This is a genomic window from Pseudarthrobacter sp. 05T312, assembly GCF_056396685.1.
Window position 1 is genome coordinate 36,986 of the sequence record NZ_JBFTLY010000010.1, and the last position, 16,260, is coordinate 53,245.

The following is a 16,260-nucleotide window of genomic DNA, read 5'->3' on the forward strand; positions in this document are numbered from 1 at the left end:
CTATTCTCCGACGTTTTGGCTGCTCTGCGCGTTCTGATGGGCCTCCCGTGTCCACATCAGGCAGCTGCGGGTGGCCCGTGCCACTACGGCTCCGTCCTGGTTGCGGCCGGTGTGCTCCATGGTCACGATGCCCTGGCCCGGGCGTGAGGCCGAAAGCCTCCTGCCGGTGACGACTGTCTCCGTGTACAGCGTGTCCCCGTGGTACAGCGGGTGCGGGAAGGAAACGTCCGTCAGGCCCAGCTGGGCGATGATGGTCCCCTGGGTCAGCTGGGTGACGGACTGGCCCACCATGGTGGCCAGCGTGAACATGGAGTTCATTAGCCGTTGCCCGAAAGGCTGGCCGGCGCTCCAGGCGGCGTCCAGGTGCAGCGCCTGGGTGTTCATGGTCAGGGTGCTGAACAGGACGTTGTCCGTCTCCGTCACCGTCCTGCCGGGACGGTGGGCGTACACCAGCCCCTCCTCCAGTTCGTCGAAGTACAGCCCGCGCTGCTCGATGACGCGCCGGCCGCCGTCGGGCGCAGCGTTGCCGTCCATGGGGTTGCTGCCGGTCATACGGTGAGTTCCCTGTCTTCCTCGAACAGATCCGCACCGGTGGCGGACACTACATCCTCTACCGAGACGTTGGGGGCCAGTTCGCTCAGGACCAGCCGTGATCCGCTGCCGTCCCGGACGACGTCGATGACGGCCAGGTCCGTGATGATCCGGTCCACGCAGCCCTTTCCGGTCAGCGGGAGGGAGCATTCCGTCACGATCTTGGGTTTGCCGTTGCGGTCAACATGCTCCATCATCACGATCACGCGCTTGGCCCCGAACACCAGGTCCATGGCCCCGCCCATTCCCTTGACCATTTTTCCCGGGATCATCCAGTTGGCCAGGTCACCGTTGGCGGCCACCTCCATGGCGCCGAGCACGGCCACGTCAACGTGGCCGCCGCGGATCATGCCGAAGGACGTGGCCGAGTCGAAGAACGCCGCTCCCCTGTTGACGGTCACGGTCTCCTTGCCGGCGTTGATCAGGTCGGGGTCGATTGCGTCCTCCGCCGGGTAGGGGCCGACGCCGAGGATGCCGTTCTCGGAGTGCAGCACCACCTCCACTCCGTCCGGGATGTAGTTGGGGATCAGGGTGGGCATCCCGATGCCCAGGTTCACGTACTGGCCGTTGCGGAGTTCCTTGGCCACCCGGGCGGCCAGCTCGTTCCGCGTCCAGCCTTTTGTTTCCGCCGCCGATGCCGAATCACCGGCACCGGTGTGCTGCCGGGAACCGGGCCGCCGGTATTCCGGACGTACGGCTTCGGGCCGCGGGGCGTCGGGGCTGTTAGGATCCATGGTCATGCTCCTGCCTGGTTGAGTGCCACCGTCCGCTTTTCGATCCGCTTTTCCCCGTCCTGGGCCAGGACCACCCGCTGGACGAAAATGCCGGGGGTGTGGATATGTTCGGGGTCCAGTTCGCCGGGCTCCACGAGTTCCTCCACCTCGGCGATGGTGATGCGCCCTGCCATGGCGCACAGCGGGTTGAAGTTCATGGCCGTGGCGTGGAAGACCAGGTTGCCGTGCCGGTCGCCCTTCCACGCGTGCACCAGCCCGAAGTCCGGTGTGAGCGACTCTTCCAGGACGTAGTCCACTCCCCCGAAGGGGCGCACTTCCTTCGCGGCGGAGGCCACCGCGATCCAGCCGTTGGCGTCGTACTTCTGCGGCAGGCCGCCGTCGGACACCTGCGTGCCTACCCCCGCCTTGGTATAGAACGCCGGGATCCCAGCCCCGCCGGCCCGCAGCTTCTCGGCCAGCGTGCCCTGCGGGGTGAGCACCACCTCGAGCTCGCCGGCAAGGTACTGGCGGGCGAACTCCTTGTTCTCGCCTACGTAGGAGCTGATGGTGCGGCGGATGCGGCCGTCGCGAAGCAGGATGCCGAGCCCCCAGTCGTCCACGCCGCAATTGTTGCTGACGGTTTCCAGGTCCGTGGTGCCGGCCCGGTGGAGGGCGTCGATCAGGGCCACAGGGATTCCGCAGAGCCCGAATCCGCCCACGGCCAGCGAGGCGCCATCGGGGATGTCCGCGACGGCTTCCTCAGCGCTCGCAACAACCTTGTCAATCATCATTGATCCTTTCGGCCGGCTAGAGTCCCAGTTCGCGGGCGATCAGCATCAGCTGGACCTCCGTGGTGCCCTCCCCCACTTCAAGGATCTTGGAGTCGCGGTAGTGACGTGCCACGGTGAACTCGTTGATGAAGCCATAGCCGCCGAATACCTGGGTGGCATCCCGCGCATTGTCCATGGCCGCCTCGCCTGCGACCATCTTAGCGATGGCCGCCTGGGTCTTGAACGGCTTGCCGGCAAGCATCCGGGCGGCCGCGTCGTAGTACGCCAGGCGGGCGGTGTGGGCGCGCGCCTCCATCCGGGCGATCTTGAAGGAGATGGCCTGGTACTTGCCGATTTCGTGGCCGAAAGCGCGGCGCTCGCGGGCGTACCTGACGGACTGGTCGACGCAGCCCTGCGCGGCACCGGTGGCCAGGGCGGCGATGGCAATCCGGCCCTCGTCCAGGATGGACAGGAAGTTGGCGTAGCCGCGCCCCTCGGTCCCTAGCAGGTTTTCCTCCGGTACCCGGACGTCCTTCAGGGTGAGGGGGTGGGTGTCCGAGGCGTTCCAGCCCACCTTGTTGTAGGGCTTTTCCGCCTTGAAGCCCGGAGTGTCGGTGGGCACAAGGATGGTGGAGATGTCCTTCTTGATGCTGCCGTCCGGGCGTTCCTGCTGCCCGGTGACGGCGGTAACGGTGACCAGGCGGGTGATGTCGGTTCCGGAGTTGGTGATGAACTCCTTGTTGCCGTTGATGACCCAGTGGCCGTCCTCCCGCCGGGCGTGGGTCTTGGTGCCGCCGGCGTCGGAGCCTGCTTCGGGTTCGGTGAGCCCGAACCCGGCGAGCGCCTGGCCGGACGCCAGCATGGGCAGCCATTCCTGTTTCTGTGCGTCCGTCCCGAACCGGTACACCGGCATGGCACCGAGGGACACGCCGGCCTCCAGGGTGATGGCGACGGACTGGTCCACGCGGCCCAGCTGTTCCAGTGCGAGGGCCAGGGCGAAATAGTCCCCGCCCATGCCGCCGTATTCCTCCGGGAACGGCAGTCCGAACAGGCCCATTTCCGCCATCTGCTTCACCACTTCATAGGGGAAGCTGTGCTCTTCGTCGTGTTTGGCGGACACCGGGGCCACCACGTTGTCCGCGAAGTCGCGGACGGTGTCGCTGAGGTCCTGGTATTCCTCGGTGAGTTCAAAACCGGTCATGGTCAGGCTCCTTCGCCTTGTTCTGCAGCTGCGCCTGTAGCGGTGTCTGCGTCGGGGTGTGCGGGTTCCGCATCCGCAGGGTGGATGGTGGCCAGGATTTGGTCGGCCTTGACAAGGTCACCGGTACGGGCGGTGAGGTGGACGGTGCCGGCCAGGGGGGCCACCAGATGGTGTTCCATCTTCATGGCCTCGACGGATACCAGGACCTCGCCCGCCTCCACCGCATCTCCGTCGCTGACCGGGACCGCCACGACGGTTCCCGGCATCGGCGACCGCACCTCGGGATCGGCGGCACCTTCCTGGCGCTGGACTGCCGCGAGCACCCGTTCCAGCCGGGCTTCCCGCGTCAGGCGTTCCAGGCGGCAGGACCAGCCGCCGCTGCCAAGGAAGAGTTGCCCGGGGGCCGTGGCCACCTGGTACTCCCGTGCCGCCCCGCCAAGGGTAAGGACTGAGCTGCCGTCCTCCGCCAGGCTCAGCGCCGCGGCCTGCCTGGCGCCGCCGTCAACAGCAACCACGGCGGTGTCCGCACCGGTGGGACTTCCGCTGATCTGCACTGTGGCCACACCGCCGTCGGGCGTTCCCAGGCTGATCCGGCGGGGCGCCGGTGCCCCCAACCGCCAGCCGCTCCTGGCCTGCCATGGCCCACCGGCGGGAGTGGGATGGTTCTCTTCCTCCAGCGAGAGTGAGTACAGCGCGGCAGCCACCAGTTCGTGATCCCCAATGCGCCGAAATTCCAGCGCCGGCATTTTCCGTTCGATCAGTCCGGTGTCCAGTCGCCCGGCGCGGACGTCGGGATCGTTGAGCAGAAGCCGCAGGTACTCGACGTTGGTCTCGATGCCCAGTGCCGTATAGCCGGCCAGCGCCCTGTCGAGGGTTTCCAGGGCCTCTGCACGGTCTCCGCCCCAGGCGATGACTTTGGAGATCATGGGGTCGTAGTTGGCGGAGAGCTCCAGTCCTTCCACCAGCGAGGAATCCACCCGGACCCGGCTGTCAGCGGCGTCGGGCAGCTCGGCCAGCCGGAGCACCGTCCCGGTGGAGGGAAGGAAGTTCTTCTCCGGCACCTCGGCGTAGACGCGCGCCTCCACCGCGTGGCCCGAAAGCCCGACGTCAGCCTGCCGGATGGTGAGCGGTTCACCGGCGGCGATCCGCACCTGCCATTCCACCAGGTCGATGCCCGTCACCATTTCCGTGACGGGGTGCTCCACCTGCAGCCGGGTGTTCATCTCCATGAAGAAGAACTCATCCGGTGCGTTGTCCGAGACCAGGAACTCCACGGTTCCGGCCCCGGTGTAGTTCACGCTGCGGGCTGCGTTGCAGGCGGCCTCGCCGATCCGCGCACGCACGTCCGCCCCGTTGGGCAGACCCTCCAGCAGGGGCGACGGGGCTTCCTCGATGACCTTCTGGTGCCGCCGCTGCAGGGAGCATTCGCGTTCGCCCAGGTGGATGACATTGCCGTGGCCGTCCGCCAGCACCTGGACTTCGATATGCCGCGGTGTGGTCACCAGCCGCTCCAGGAAAAGGCTGTCGTCACCGAACGCGGCGGCGGCCACCCGCCGCGCGGTGGCCAGGGCGGCGGGCAGGTCCGCCGTCTTTTCGACGACGTGCATGCCTTTGCCGCCGCCTCCGGCGGAGGGCTTGATCAGGAGCGGGTAGCCGACGGCGCCGGCGGCTTCCTCAAGCTCACTGTCCGTCATGCCGGGCCTGGCGATGCCGGGGACAACCGGGACGGAGTAGCCTGCCACATGGTTTTTGGCGCGGATTTTGTCGCCCATGACGTTCAACGCATCCACGCCGGGACCAATGAAGGCAATGCCGGCCTTCCCGAGCGCACGGGCGAAGTCAGCATTCTCGCTCAGGAAACCGTAGCCGGGGTGGACCGCTTCCGCGCCGGACTGCCGGCAGGCCTCAAGGATGGCGTCGATGCTGAGGTAGCTTTCGGTTGCCGCTGCCGGGCCGATGCGCAGGGCCGTGTCAGCTTCACGGACGTGGCGGGCACCGGCGTCGGCATCGCTGTAAACGGCCACCGAACGGATTCCCAGGGCGCGCAGCGTGCGGATGACGCGGCAGGCGATTTCCCCCCGGTTGGCCACCAGGACGGTGCTGAAGAGGGCTGCGCCGCGGGTTTCGGCGCTGCCGGCCTGCGTGCCTGGGGTGGACCGCTGCGTTGCGGTGTTGGTCTGCATGGTCATTGCTGGCTCACATCCGGAAGAGGCCGAAGGAAGTTTCCGGCAAGGGGGTGCGGGAGACGACATCGAGGGCCAGGCCCAGGACGGTGCGGGTATCGGCGGGGTCGATGACGCCGTCATCCCACAGCCGGGCGGTGGAGTAGTAGGGACTGCCCTGGTCCTCGTACTGCCGGCGGATGGGTGCCTTGAAGGCTTCCTCGTCGTCGGCAGCCCATTCCTCCCCGGCGGCTTCGTACTGGTCCCGTTTGACCGTGGCCAGCACGCTGGCGGCCTGGTTGCCGCCCATCACCGAGATCCGGGCCGCGGGCCACATCCACAGGAACCGCGGCGAATAGGCCCGGCCGCACATGGAGTAGTTTCCGGCGCCGAAGGAGCCGCCAATGACCACCGTCAGTTTGGGGACCCGGGCCGTGGCAACGGCGGTCACCATCTTGGCGCCGTTCTTGGCGATGCCACCCTGCTCGGCGTCCCTGCCCACCATGAAGCCGGAGATGTTCTGCAGGAAGAGCAGCGGGATGCCGCGCTGGTCGCACAGTTCAATGAAATGCGCGCCCTTGAGCGAGGACTCGCTGAACAGCACGCCGTTGTTGGCCACAATCCCTACGGGGTGCCCATCAATCCGGGCGAATCCGGTGACCAGGGTGGTGCCGTAATCCTTCTTGAACTCGTGGAACTTACTGCCGTCCACCAGCCGGGCAATGACCTCGTGGACGTCGTAGGGGGCGTTGACGTCCGTGGGCACGGCGCCGTAGAGCCCTTCCGGGTCCACGGCCGGTTCGACGGCGGGTTCCACCTGCCAGGCGGGCGCGGCCGGAGGCGGCAGGGTGGCAACGATGTCCCTGATGATCTGGAGGGCGTGTTCGTCGTTTTCTGCCAGATGATCGGTGACTCCGGAGATTTTCGAGTGCACGTCGCCCCCGCCCAGTTCCTCGGCGGTGACGATTTCTCCGATGGCTGCCTTTACCAGCGGCGGCCCGCCGAGGAAGATGGTGCCCTGGTTCCGGACAATGACTGTCTCGTCGCTCATGGCGGGGACGTAGGCTCCGCCGGCAGTGCAGGACCCCATGACGGCGGCGAGCTGCGGAATCTTGGCGGCGGAGAGCCGCGCCTGGTTATAGAAGATCCGGCCAAAGTGGTCCTTGTCCGGGAAGACCTCGTCCTGCATGGGCAGGAAGGCCCCGCCCGAATCGACCAGGTAGATGCAGGGCAGCCGGTTTTCCAGGGCGATCTCCTGGGCGCGGAGGTGCTTCTTCACCGTCATGGGGTAATAGGTGCCGCCCTTGACGGTGGCGTCGTTGGAGATGACCAGGACCTGCCGGCCATGCACCAGGCCAATGCCTGCGATGACTCCGGCACCGGGAGCGTCGTCGCCGTACATGCCGTTGGCGGCGAGCGGGGCGATTTCCAGGAAAGGGCTGCCGTCATCCAGGAGCTGGTCGATCCGGTCCCGCGGCAGCAGCTTGCCACGGGCCACATGGCGGTCCCGCGACTTTTGGGGGCCGCCGAGGGCAGCATCTGCCAGCTTCTTCCGCAGCTCCCCCGCGAGCGATGACTGCTCCTCCCGGTTGGCGCGGAAGGACTCGCTTGCCGGGTCGAGCCGGGTGGCCAGGGTCTCCATCGACGCTCCGTCCTTGAGTGGGTCCGTGCGGCTGCCAAGGCCAACTCGGTTAGTGACTAATAACTGAAATTCAGGTTAGTCTCGATTAACTGTGATGTCCAACACAGCATCGCATTGCTAGACTCTGGGACGGCCCAAGGAGGAAAAGTGTCCAGCAATACCGCGCAGCCGGCCCCTGCCGCCCAGGCCCCCACCACCCAGCGCGGCAAGGCCAAGGAGAACCGGCGGCAGGCGTTGCTCTCCGCCGCCGCCTCCCTGTTCGCGGCCAACGGCTTCAACCGGGTTTCACTGGAAGACCTTGGCGCGGCGGCAGGTGTCAGCGGTCCTGCCGTGTACCGCCACTTTTCCGGCAAGCAGGCAGTCCTGGCCGACCTGCTGGTCACCGTGAGCCAGGAACTGCTCGATGGCGGGCGGCAGGTCGTGGAGCGCACGGCCGACCCCCTGGCTGCCCTGCGGCAGCTGGTGGAGTTCCAGGTCAACTTCGCCCTCGGCAAGCCGGACGTGATCCGGGTGCAGGACCGGGACCTTCCGAATCTGTCGGAGCAGGACCAGCTGGCCGTGCGGTCGCTCCAGCGCAGCTACGTGGAACTCTGGGTGGACGTCCTGGCCCGGATCCATCCCGATACCGACGTTTCAGACCTGCGGATGCGGGCCCATGCCACATTCGGGCTCATCAATTCCACCCCGCACTCCGTCCGCAGCCATGGCCGCAGGATGGCCTCGAGGACCGCGCGTCCCCTCCTGGAGGCCATGGCCATGGCCGCCCTGACGGTGCCCTCGGCCTGACCCGCACCACCCCGGACACCAACGGCCGCTGACCGCACAACCGGCCCCGGACAGCACCGCCTGTGCGGGCCGGGGCCGGTGGTGGGACTCCCTTAGACCATGGTGAGTACCATGCCGGGCTCGGCCAGGATGGCTCCCACGTCCGCCAGGAACCGGGAACCCTGCTCCCCATCCACCAGGCGGTGGTCGAAGGACAGGCTCAACGTGAGCACCTGGCGCAGCGCCACCTCGCCCCGGTATTCCCATGGCATGGTCCGGACAGCTCCGAGGCCAAGGATCGCTGCCTCCCCCGGGTTGAGGATGGGGGTACCGGCGTCGATGCCGAAGACACCGATGTTGGTAATGGAGATGGTGCCGCCGGAGAGGTCAGACGGCGTGGTCTTGCCTGCCCGCGCGGCGTCGGCGAGCGCCGCGAGCTCCTGCGCCAGCCTCGGGAACGGCAGGGCGTCTGCGTCCTTGATATTGGGAACCATGAGCCCGCGCGGTGTGGCGGCAGCGATGCCCAGGTTCACGTAATTGAAAGTGACGATCTCCTGGTTTTCCTCGTCCCAGCGGGAGTTCAGCGCCGGATTCCGCCCCAAGGCGATCAGCACGGCTTTGGCGGCCAGCGTCAACGGGGTCAGCTTGATTCCCGAGAATTCCCTGCCGGTCTTGAGCTTGGCCAGGAGTTCAAGGCTTGGCGTGACGTCCACGGTCAGGAACTCGGTGGCATGGGGCGCGGTGAAGGCGCTTTGCACCATGGCGGCAGCGGTGTGCTTGCGCACCCCCTTGATGGGCGTCCGGGTCTCCCGCTCCCCCGGCCCGGCTCCAGCTGAAGACGCGGCACCCCGCTCCTGTGGGGCAGGTTCCGCGCCGTGGCCGGAAAACGCCTGCACGTCCTCCCGCGTAATCAGGCCGCCGGGACCGGTCCCCGGAACCTGTGCGAGGTCCAGCCCCAGGTCCTTGGCGAGCTTGCGGACGGGAGGCGTGGACCGGGGACGTTCGGCTGGCCTGGTGTCAGCCGGCGGGGTTTCAGCAGGACCGGTTTCGACGGGCTTGGTTTCGACAGGCTTGGTTTCGACAGGCTCAACCACCGGGGGCGTGGTTTCGGCAGGCTCAACCGCCGGAGCAAACGTCCGCGCCCGGCGGGTGGGGCGTCCGGAACCTTCGACGACGGCGCCGTACCCCACGAGGTTAGGTTCCCGTTTCGGAGTCTCAGCCACGGCCTCCCCGGACCCTGCGCCCACGGCGCCGGACGGTGCCGAAGGTGCGGCGCCGGCGTCGTCCGCCACCTCAAAGGAGACGATCGGCTTGCCCACCTCCACGACGGAGCCAGGTTGTTCGTGGAGTTCCTTGATCACCCCGGCGAACGGCGAGGGAAGCTCCACCACGGCCTTGGCGGTTTCCACCTCGGCGATGACCTGGTTCAGGCTGACGGTGTCGCCAACGTCCACTTTCCAACTGAGGATTTCGGATTCTGTGAGTCCCTCGCCCAGGTCCGGGAGACGGAATTCCTTGATCATGGTGGCGCTCATCCTTCCAGTCCACTCAGGGAATTGGGGCGGCCAAGGGCACGGTCCACGCCGTCCAGGATGCGGTCCAGGCCCGGCAGGTGGTGCATTTCCAGCTTGGAGTACGGGTAGGGAATGTCGAAGCCCGTGACGCGCACCGGCGCGGCTTCAAGGTGGTAGAAGCACCGCTCGGTGATGCTGGCCGCCACTTCCGCGCCGAGCCCGCCGGACTGCCCTGCCTCGTGCGTGACCACCAGGCGCCCGGTCTTCCGCACGGACGCCACCACAGGTTCGTAGTCCACGGGCGCCAGCGAGCGCAGGTCGATGACTTCGATGGAGATGCCTTCGTCCGCCGCCGCGGATGCCGCGTCCAGGGCGGTCTTGACCAGTGGCCCGTAGGCCACCAGGGTGACGTCACTGCCGTCGGTCAGCACCCGCGCCTTGTCCATGGGCACGGCTGTGGCCGGATCCACGCCCTCGTCGACTTCGCCCTTGTCGTGGTAGCGGCGCTTGGGCTCGAAGTACAGGACGGGATCGTCACAGGCGATGGCCTGCTGGATGACGGTGTAGGCGTCCTGCGGGTTGGCAACAGTGACCACGCGCAGCCCGGAGGTGTGCGTGAAATACGCTTCCGGGGACTCGGAATGGTGCTCCGGCGAGCCGATGCCGCCACCGAACGGGACCCTGATGGTGATGGGCATCTTGACTGCCCCGCGGGTGCGGTAGTGCAGCTTGGCCACCTGGCTGACGATCTGGTCGAACGCAGGGTAGATGAACCCGTCGAACTGGATTTCCACCACGGGCCGGTAGCCGCGGTAGGCCAGGCCGACGGCGGTTCCCACGATGGCGGACTCCGCCAGGGGCGTGTCCACCACCCGGTGGGCGCCGAAGTCCTTCTGCAGCCCGTCCGTCACCCGGAACACGCCGCCCAGGGCGCCAATGTCTTCCCCGAGGAGGACCACCTTCGAGTCGTTTTCCAGGGACTTTCGGAGCCCGGCGTTGATGGCACGGGCAAAGGTCAACTGGGTCATCAGCGGGCACCTTCTTCTGAAACGGCTCCTGCGGGATCACCGAAGGAGGCCAAATACCTTGCATAGTGGTCCTGCTGGCGTTCCAGCCAGGAATTGGGCGTGCTGTAGACATGCTTAAAGACGTCCATGGGCTGGGGCTCCGGCATGGTGGTGCATCCACGGCGCATCTGCGCTGCCACGGTGTCGGCTTTGTCCTTGACCTGCTGCTGCAGCTCCGCGGTCAGCAGCCCCTTCCGCTCCAGCAGGCCGGCCAGCCGGGAAATGGGGTCCTTGGCTGCCCAGTCCTCCAGTTCGTTGGCGTCGCGGTAACGGGTGGGATCATCGGCGGTGGTGTGCGGGCCCATGCGGTAGGTGACGGCTTCGATGAAGGTGGGACCGCCGCCGCGCCGCGCCCGGTCCAGGGCCAGCCGGGTGGCAGCCATGACCGCCAGGACGTCATTGCCGTCCACCCGGAGGCTGGGGATGCCGAATCCGGCGGCGCGGTCCGCGAGCTGGATGTGCGACTGCAGGCGCACGGGCTCCGAGATGGCCCAGTGGTTGTTGGTGCAGAAGAACACCACCGGGACCTGGAAGCTGGCCGCGAACACCATGGCCTCGTTGACGTCGCCCTCGCTGGTGGCCCCGTCGCCAAAGTAGGTGACGGCCACGGCATCGGCACCGTCGTTTTGGATGCCCATGGCGTAGCCGGTGGCGTGCAGGGTCTGGGCGCCGATGATGATTTGCGGGGTGGCCATGTTGATGGTGTACGGATCCCAGCCGCCGGAGGCGTTGCCGCGCCAGACCCGCAGCAGGTCCGTCAGGTCCACGCCGCGGCAGTAGGCCACGCCGTTCTCGCGGTAGCTGGAGAACACGAAATCGTCCGCGCGCAGCGACCGCCCGGAGCCGATCTGGGCTGCCTCCTGCCCCAGGAGCGGCGGCCAGAGGGCAAGCTCACCCTGCCGCTGCAGCGCCGTGGCTTCAACATCGATCCGCCGGATGACGGTCATGTCCTCGAAGAGGGAGCACAGCTGGTCGTCCGTGATGTCCCTGACCCAGAAATCGAACTCCGGGTGGCTGATCCGCTCACCGGCGGGGGTGATCAGCTGGAGGAATTCCGGCCCTGCTGCACCGGCATTTCCTGCGCTTTCGGGGGTACTTGCGCCGCTATGGCCCGCTTGGTCTGTAGACACGATTGCCGCAACCTTCGAACGTCGTTGACCTGTGGTTTTGGGGCTTTTGGCTCCTGCCGCCACCGGCCTTCCGGGCGTCATTGCTCCAGATACTGTGACCCTACTCACAACGGCCAGGAGGTACAACCACTGCTGCCATTACTGAGCAAAGTGCCCTGTCCGGCTCCGCTGTACCGTGCTAGCGTTGCGCATTATGCGAGCTTTGGATGGCACTGACACCCGCCTGCTGGCGGCGTTGGCGCAGGACCCCCGCCGGACGGTGGTGGCCCTCGCCCAGAAGCTGGGCCTGTCCCGCAATACCGTCCAGGCGCGCATGGCCCAGCTGGAAAAGAAGCACGTCTTCCTGTCCTTCGAGCGGCGCCTCAATCCGGCAGCCCTGGGCTACCCGCTCATGGCTTTCATTTCGGTCCACGTGCAGCAACAAAAACTTGGGCGGCTGGCAGAGGAAATCGCCGCCATCCCCGAGGTCTTGGAGGGCTACGGGCTGACGGGTTCGGCAGACCTGCTGCTGCGCGTGGTGGCCAGGGACGCGGAGGACCTCTTCCGCATTAACGGCAAGATCCTGGCCTGCGATGGCGTGGAGCGGGCAGACACCGCCCTCGCCATGGGCGAGTTGATCCCCTTCCGGGTGCAGCCGCTGCTGGACCGGGGCTCCGAAGCCGGGTAGCGGCAGCGTCCGGCCACAGCAACAGGGACGACGCCGGCAGGCAGGGTTATAGGCTGGTCCAAGTCATGCGCCGGGCCGGGGAGGTCCGGACCACTTCGCCGGCGCCGCAGCGCCTGTTCGACGAAAGGCTTCCCCTTTGAGCAGTTCCCACGGTCCGGGCAGTCCCGAGGATCCGTACCGGCAAGGCCAGGCGGGTTTCACCCCACAGGGGTTGCCCCCGATGCCGGGCCGGCCGGCACCGTTCGGCCTCCCCGGGGAACCACCACCGCCGAGGAGCCGCAGGCGGCTATGGATCATCCTGGGCAGCATTGGCGGGGTGCTGCTCCTGGTGATCCTCGGCGTGGTGATCCTGGTGAATGTGGTGGGCAGTGCCACCAACCAGGCCCGGGGCCTGGCCGATGATTTCACCAAAAAGGTGATTGCCGGCGATACCTCGGGCGCCTACGACCAGTACCTTGACCCTGCCCTGCAGAAGCAGCTTTCCAAGGAGGCTTTCATCTCGGGCGTGCAGAGCCTGGAAATGGACAGTTCCTGCAAGCCCGCCTACACCGACCTCAAGGTGGCCACGGAGAACGGCGTCAAGTCGGCCGAAGTGGTGGGCCAGATCAGCTGCACCGGCAAGAAGGTGGACCTCGCCTACCGGTTCGAGGGCACCGACAAACTGCTGATGACCAACATCAAGCTGCGGCCTGCGGCCTAGGCACCACCAGCCGGACGGTAGAAGGAAAGGCTACTGATCCTTTTACCCATCCGACCCGGTCAATGATCCGAATCGCTTCCGAGGGCCCCACCAGGGGGCCAATATCCGGCGGGACAATCCACCCGCCCTGAAGGAAGGATTCGGGTCATGCGAAATTCACCCAACCGCCTCGTCGCCTCCGTTTTCGGAGCCGTCTACCTGCTGGTGGGCCTCCTGGGCTTCGCCGTAACCTCAGGCGTCGGATTCGTCGCCACGGAAGGCGCGAACCTCATCATCTTCGAGGTGAACCCGCTGCACAACGTGATCCACCTGGCCATCGGCGCCGCACTGCTCTTCGCCGGACTCCGCGGGATTGACAGCGCACGCACCGTGAACTCCGCCGTCGGCGCCGTCTACCTCCTGGTTGGCATCGTGGGGCTGTTCCTGCTGAATTCGCCGCTGAACATCATCGCCCTGAACGGTGCCGACAACGTCCTCCACCTCGCCAGCGCCGTGCTCCTCCTCGGCGTGGGCCTGTCCCTGGACAAGTCCCCCGCCGCTGTCCGCGCCTAGCATGCCAAGGTCCGGCATGTCCCCGCTCCGGCCCACGGCACCGGGCGCCCGCCCCGTGGTGGTGCAGCCCCCGGCACCCCGGGCGGACTCTTGGGTCCGCCTGGTCACAGGGTTCGCCGGCTTCGGTGCAGCCGCGGTCAACCTGGCCATCTCGTCCAGCTTCTTCGCGGCAGGCTCCCCGGCCCCGGCAGGCCTGCTTGCGGGCCTGACGGCCGGCCTGTGGGGCACCGCCCTGCTGGCCGGAGCCGTGGCGTTCCTGGCCAAGGACCGGCTGGCCGGCAACAGGTGGGCGCGGTACACCCTGGCGGGCGCTGCCGCCGCCCACCTGGGCGCCATTGCGTTCCCCTTATCAACGTCCTCCCGGCTCAGCCTGACGCAGCTGTCGGCGCTGCTGCTGACGCTGATGATCATCGCCTCGCTCGGGTGGCTCCAGCGGCACAGCACCCCGGCGGACGGGACGCCGCAGCCAGCAGGGGTCGGCATGCGACCGGGCAGGCTGTTGCTGGCAGCGTTCGCCGGTGCGGTGCTCGTGGCAGGCATTACGACGCCGGGCCTCGCCGCCTCGACGGCGGGACAGTACGCCGTGCCACACGGTGAACACGGGAACCTGGCACCGGGCGGCCACCACCATCCCTGATCGGCCGCCGGAAAACACACCGGGTCCGTCCCAACGAAAGAGCCTCCGTGCCGCATCCGCGGCAGGAGGCTCTTCACGTGTCACCCGAACAGGTTCCGGGCAGGTTGGCGTGGTCCCTGTTTCCGGGCGCCCCGGCTTAGTGGTCCACCGCCTTTTCGGCACCGATGCCGGTCAGCGAGCGGACTTCCATCTCGGCCTGCTTCGACACGTCTTCCCGCCTCTTGTCCAGGGTGGTGCCCAGCCAGCCCAGGAAGAAGGCCAGCGGGATGGAGACGATGCCCGGGTTGCTGAGCGGGAAGAGGGCGAAGTTTGCCCCGGGGATCATGGAGGTCTTCAGTCCCGAGACCACCGGGGAGAAGATGATGAGCAGGATCGCCGAGGCCAGGCCGCCGTACATGCTCCACACCGCGCCCTGGGTGGTGAACTTCCGCCAGAACAGTGAGTAGATGATGGTGGGCAGGTTCGCCGACGCAGCGACGGCAAAGGCCAGCGCCACCAGGAAGGCCACGTTCTGGCCGTTGGCGAAGATGCCGCCCAGGATGGCCAGGATGCCGATGACCACCACGGTGCGCCGGGCCACCCGGACTTCTGTGGCGGCGTCGGCCTTGCCCTTGGCGATGACGTTGGCGTAGATGTCATGCGCAAAGGATGCTGCGGCAGTGATGGTCAGGCCGGCCACCACCGCCAGGATGGTGGCGAACGCCACCGCGGAGATGAAGCCCAGCAGCAGTGGCCCGCCCAGGTGGAAGGCCAGCAGCGGGGCGGCAGCGTTGACGCCGCCCGGGGCGGACTTGATGGTGTCCGCTCCTACCAGGGCAGCTGCACCGTAGCCCAGCACCAGGGTGAACAGGTAGAACAGGCCGATCAGCCAGATGGACCAGACCACGGACTTGCGGGCTTCCTTGGCCGTAGGCACGGTGTAGAAGCGCATCAGCACGTGTGGCAGGGCCGCCGTGCCCAGGACCAGGGCCAGGCCGAGGGACATGAAGTCCAGCTTGGAGGTCTCCGTCTTGCCGTACTGCAGGCCCGGGTTGAGGACTGCCGGGTTGTTGGCAGTCTCCACGGCGCCGCCCAGCAGGGCCGAGAGGTTGAAGCCGTAAATAGCCAGGACCCAGAGGGTCATCACGGCGGCGCCTGCGATCAGCAGCATGGCCTTGATGATTTGGACCCAGGTGGTGCCCTTCATGCCGCCGATCAGGACGTACATGATCATGAGGGCGCCGACGACGATGATCACCAGGGCCTGTCCGGTCCAGTCGCTGATGCCCAGGAGGAGGGAGATCAGGCTTCCCGCGCCGGCCATCTGGGCCAGCAGGTAGAAGAAGCAGACCGCGAGGGTGGAGATGGCGGCGGCGATCCGGACCGGGCGCTGCTTGAGCCGGAAGGACAGTACGTCTGCCATGGTGAACTTGCCGGTGTTTCGCAGCAGTTCGGCCACCAGCAGCAGCGCCACCAGCCAGGCCACCAGGAACCCGATGGAGTACATGAACCCGTCATAGCCGTTGATGGCGATGGCGCCGGTGATGCCCAGGAAGGATGCCGCGGACAGGTAATCGCCGGCGATGGCGGTGCCGTTTTGTGAGCCGGTGAACGAGCGCCCGGCGGCGTAGTAGTCGGCGGCGGTCTTGTTGTTCCTGCTGGCGCGCAGCACGATCACCATGGTCACGGCCACGAAGAGGCCGAAGATGCCCATGTTCAGCAGGGTGGTGTCCTTGAGCGCGGCGACATCCACCGCAGCGGGAATTGCGATCATTTGTTGGCTCCGCCCACTCGGTTTGGGTTCTTGTCGAATTCGTGGCCCTCGATCTCGTGCCTGATCTCCGTGGCAATGGGGTCCAGCCGCTTGTTGGAATAGTGGACGTACCAGCCGGTGATCGCGAACGTCGAGACGAACTGGAGCAGGCCCAGGATCAGTCCGATGTTGATGTTGCCCCAAACCTTGGTGGACATGAAGCCCACCGCATAGTCCGCGAGCAGGACATAGGCGAAGTACCACAGCAGGAAGGCCACTGCCATGGGGAAGACAAAGCTGCGGTGACGCTTGCGCAATTCCTGGAACTGCCCGGTCGACTGGACCTGCTCGAAGTCCACGGACGCCGCTGCGTCCGGAGTATGGGCATCATTACCCATCGTTCCTCCTCATTGAGTT

16 protein-coding genes are annotated in these 16,260 nt (G+C 66.9%); 5 read left to right on the forward strand and 11 right to left on the reverse strand.

Going from position 1 to position 16,260, the window contains the following annotated elements; translation table 11 throughout:
- Genes AC1DIP_RS13825 through AC1DIP_RS13850 form a run of 6 tightly spaced genes read right to left on the reverse strand, consistent with a single transcriptional unit; the run spans window position 1 to window position 7,079 of the window.
- The gene (locus AC1DIP_RS13825; RefSeq protein WP_476210273.1) at window positions 1-552 is read right to left on the reverse strand and encodes a MaoC/PaaZ C-terminal domain-containing protein; all 552 of its coding nucleotides are present in this window, start codon (window positions 550-552) and stop codon (window positions 1-3) included.
- Complete coding sequence (locus AC1DIP_RS13830) at window positions 549-1,331, reverse strand: 3-oxoacid CoA-transferase subunit B (RefSeq protein ID WP_476210272.1); 783 nt, start codon at window positions 1,329-1,331, stop codon at window positions 549-551. Before AC1DIP_RS13830 ends, AC1DIP_RS13825 begins: the two co-directional genes overlap by 4 nt.
- Window positions 1,328-2,092 (reverse strand): CoA transferase subunit A, encoded by a 765-nt coding sequence (locus tag AC1DIP_RS13835; protein WP_477734124.1) that lies wholly within the window; start codon window positions 2,090-2,092, stop codon window positions 1,328-1,330. Before AC1DIP_RS13835 ends, AC1DIP_RS13830 begins: the two co-directional genes overlap by 4 nt.
- Window positions 2,093-2,111: 19 nt before the next feature.
- Window positions 2,112-3,275, reverse strand: a complete 1,164-nt coding sequence (locus AC1DIP_RS13840; RefSeq protein WP_476210271.1) for an acyl-CoA dehydrogenase family protein — start codon at window positions 3,273-3,275, stop codon at window positions 2,112-2,114.
- A gap of 2 nt (window positions 3,276-3,277) precedes the next feature.
- The gene (locus tag AC1DIP_RS13845; protein WP_477734068.1) at window positions 3,278-5,464 is read right to left on the reverse strand and encodes an acetyl/propionyl/methylcrotonyl-CoA carboxylase subunit alpha; all 2,187 of its coding nucleotides are present in this window, start codon (window positions 5,462-5,464) and stop codon (window positions 3,278-3,280) included.
- A 7-nt stretch (window positions 5,465-5,471) separates the two neighbouring features.
- Complete coding sequence (locus tag AC1DIP_RS13850; RefSeq protein ID WP_477734069.1) at window positions 5,472-7,079, reverse strand: carboxyl transferase domain-containing protein; 1,608 nt, start codon at window positions 7,077-7,079, stop codon at window positions 5,472-5,474.
- A gap of 147 nt (window positions 7,080-7,226) precedes the next feature.
- Between AC1DIP_RS13850 and AC1DIP_RS13855 the strand changes: the two genes are divergently transcribed.
- Window positions 7,227-7,865, forward strand: coding sequence for an SACE_7040 family transcriptional regulator (locus tag AC1DIP_RS13855; RefSeq protein WP_477734070.1), 639 nt, complete (start codon window positions 7,227-7,229; stop codon window positions 7,863-7,865).
- Window positions 7,866-7,957: 92 nt separating this feature from the next.
- Here AC1DIP_RS13855 and AC1DIP_RS13860 read toward each other — a convergent pair whose 3' ends face one another.
- The 3 genes from AC1DIP_RS13860 to pdhA are packed head-to-tail and all read right to left on the reverse strand — an operon-like array spanning window position 7,958 to window position 11,555.
- Window positions 7,958-9,379: a 2-oxo acid dehydrogenase subunit E2 gene (locus tag AC1DIP_RS13860; RefSeq protein ID WP_477734071.1), complete on the reverse strand. Its 1,422-nt coding sequence runs from the start codon at window positions 9,377-9,379 to the stop codon at window positions 7,958-7,960.
- Window positions 9,376-10,386 carry an alpha-ketoacid dehydrogenase subunit beta gene (locus tag AC1DIP_RS13865; RefSeq protein WP_477734072.1) on the reverse strand — a complete coding sequence of 337 codons (1,011 nt, stop codon included), beginning with the start codon at window positions 10,384-10,386 and terminating at the stop codon, window positions 9,376-9,378. The genes AC1DIP_RS13860 and AC1DIP_RS13865 overlap by 4 nt, the downstream gene beginning before the upstream one ends.
- The gene (gene pdhA / locus AC1DIP_RS13870; protein WP_477734073.1) at window positions 10,386-11,555 is read right to left on the reverse strand and encodes a pyruvate dehydrogenase (acetyl-transferring) E1 component subunit alpha; all 1,170 of its coding nucleotides are present in this window, start codon (window positions 11,553-11,555) and stop codon (window positions 10,386-10,388) included. The genes AC1DIP_RS13865 and pdhA overlap by 1 nt, the downstream gene beginning before the upstream one ends.
- A gap of 193 nt (window positions 11,556-11,748) precedes the next feature.
- Between pdhA and AC1DIP_RS13875 the strand changes: the two genes are divergently transcribed.
- The 4 genes from AC1DIP_RS13875 (at window position 11,749) to AC1DIP_RS13890 (ending at window position 14,111) form a co-directional block, all read left to right on the forward strand.
- Window positions 11,749-12,222, forward strand: coding sequence for an Lrp/AsnC ligand binding domain-containing protein (locus tag AC1DIP_RS13875; protein ID WP_476210260.1), 474 nt, complete (start codon window positions 11,749-11,751; stop codon window positions 12,220-12,222).
- A 136-nt stretch (window positions 12,223-12,358) separates the two neighbouring features.
- On the forward strand, window positions 12,359-12,922 hold the full coding sequence (locus AC1DIP_RS13880; protein ID WP_477734074.1) for a hypothetical protein: 564 nt from the start codon (window positions 12,359-12,361) through the stop codon (window positions 12,920-12,922).
- A gap of 147 nt (window positions 12,923-13,069) precedes the next feature.
- Window positions 13,070-13,474, forward strand: a complete 405-nt coding sequence (locus tag AC1DIP_RS13885; protein WP_476210257.1) for a DUF4383 domain-containing protein — start codon at window positions 13,070-13,072, stop codon at window positions 13,472-13,474.
- Between the two features lie 16 nt (window positions 13,475-13,490).
- The gene (locus AC1DIP_RS13890; RefSeq protein WP_477734075.1) at window positions 13,491-14,111 is read left to right on the forward strand and encodes a hypothetical protein; all 621 of its coding nucleotides are present in this window, start codon (window positions 13,491-13,493) and stop codon (window positions 14,109-14,111) included.
- 136 nt (window positions 14,112-14,247) lie between these two features.
- Here the strand turns inward: AC1DIP_RS13890 and AC1DIP_RS13895 are convergent, their stop codons facing one another.
- Window positions 14,248-15,864: a solute symporter family protein gene (locus tag AC1DIP_RS13895; protein WP_477734076.1), complete on the reverse strand. Its 1,617-nt coding sequence runs from the start codon at window positions 15,862-15,864 to the stop codon at window positions 14,248-14,250.
- Window positions 15,861-16,241, reverse strand: coding sequence for a DUF485 domain-containing protein (locus tag AC1DIP_RS13900; RefSeq protein ID WP_476210253.1), 381 nt, complete (start codon window positions 16,239-16,241; stop codon window positions 15,861-15,863). The genes AC1DIP_RS13895 and AC1DIP_RS13900 overlap by 4 nt, the downstream gene beginning before the upstream one ends.
- Window positions 16,242-16,260: the final 19 nt, after the last annotated feature.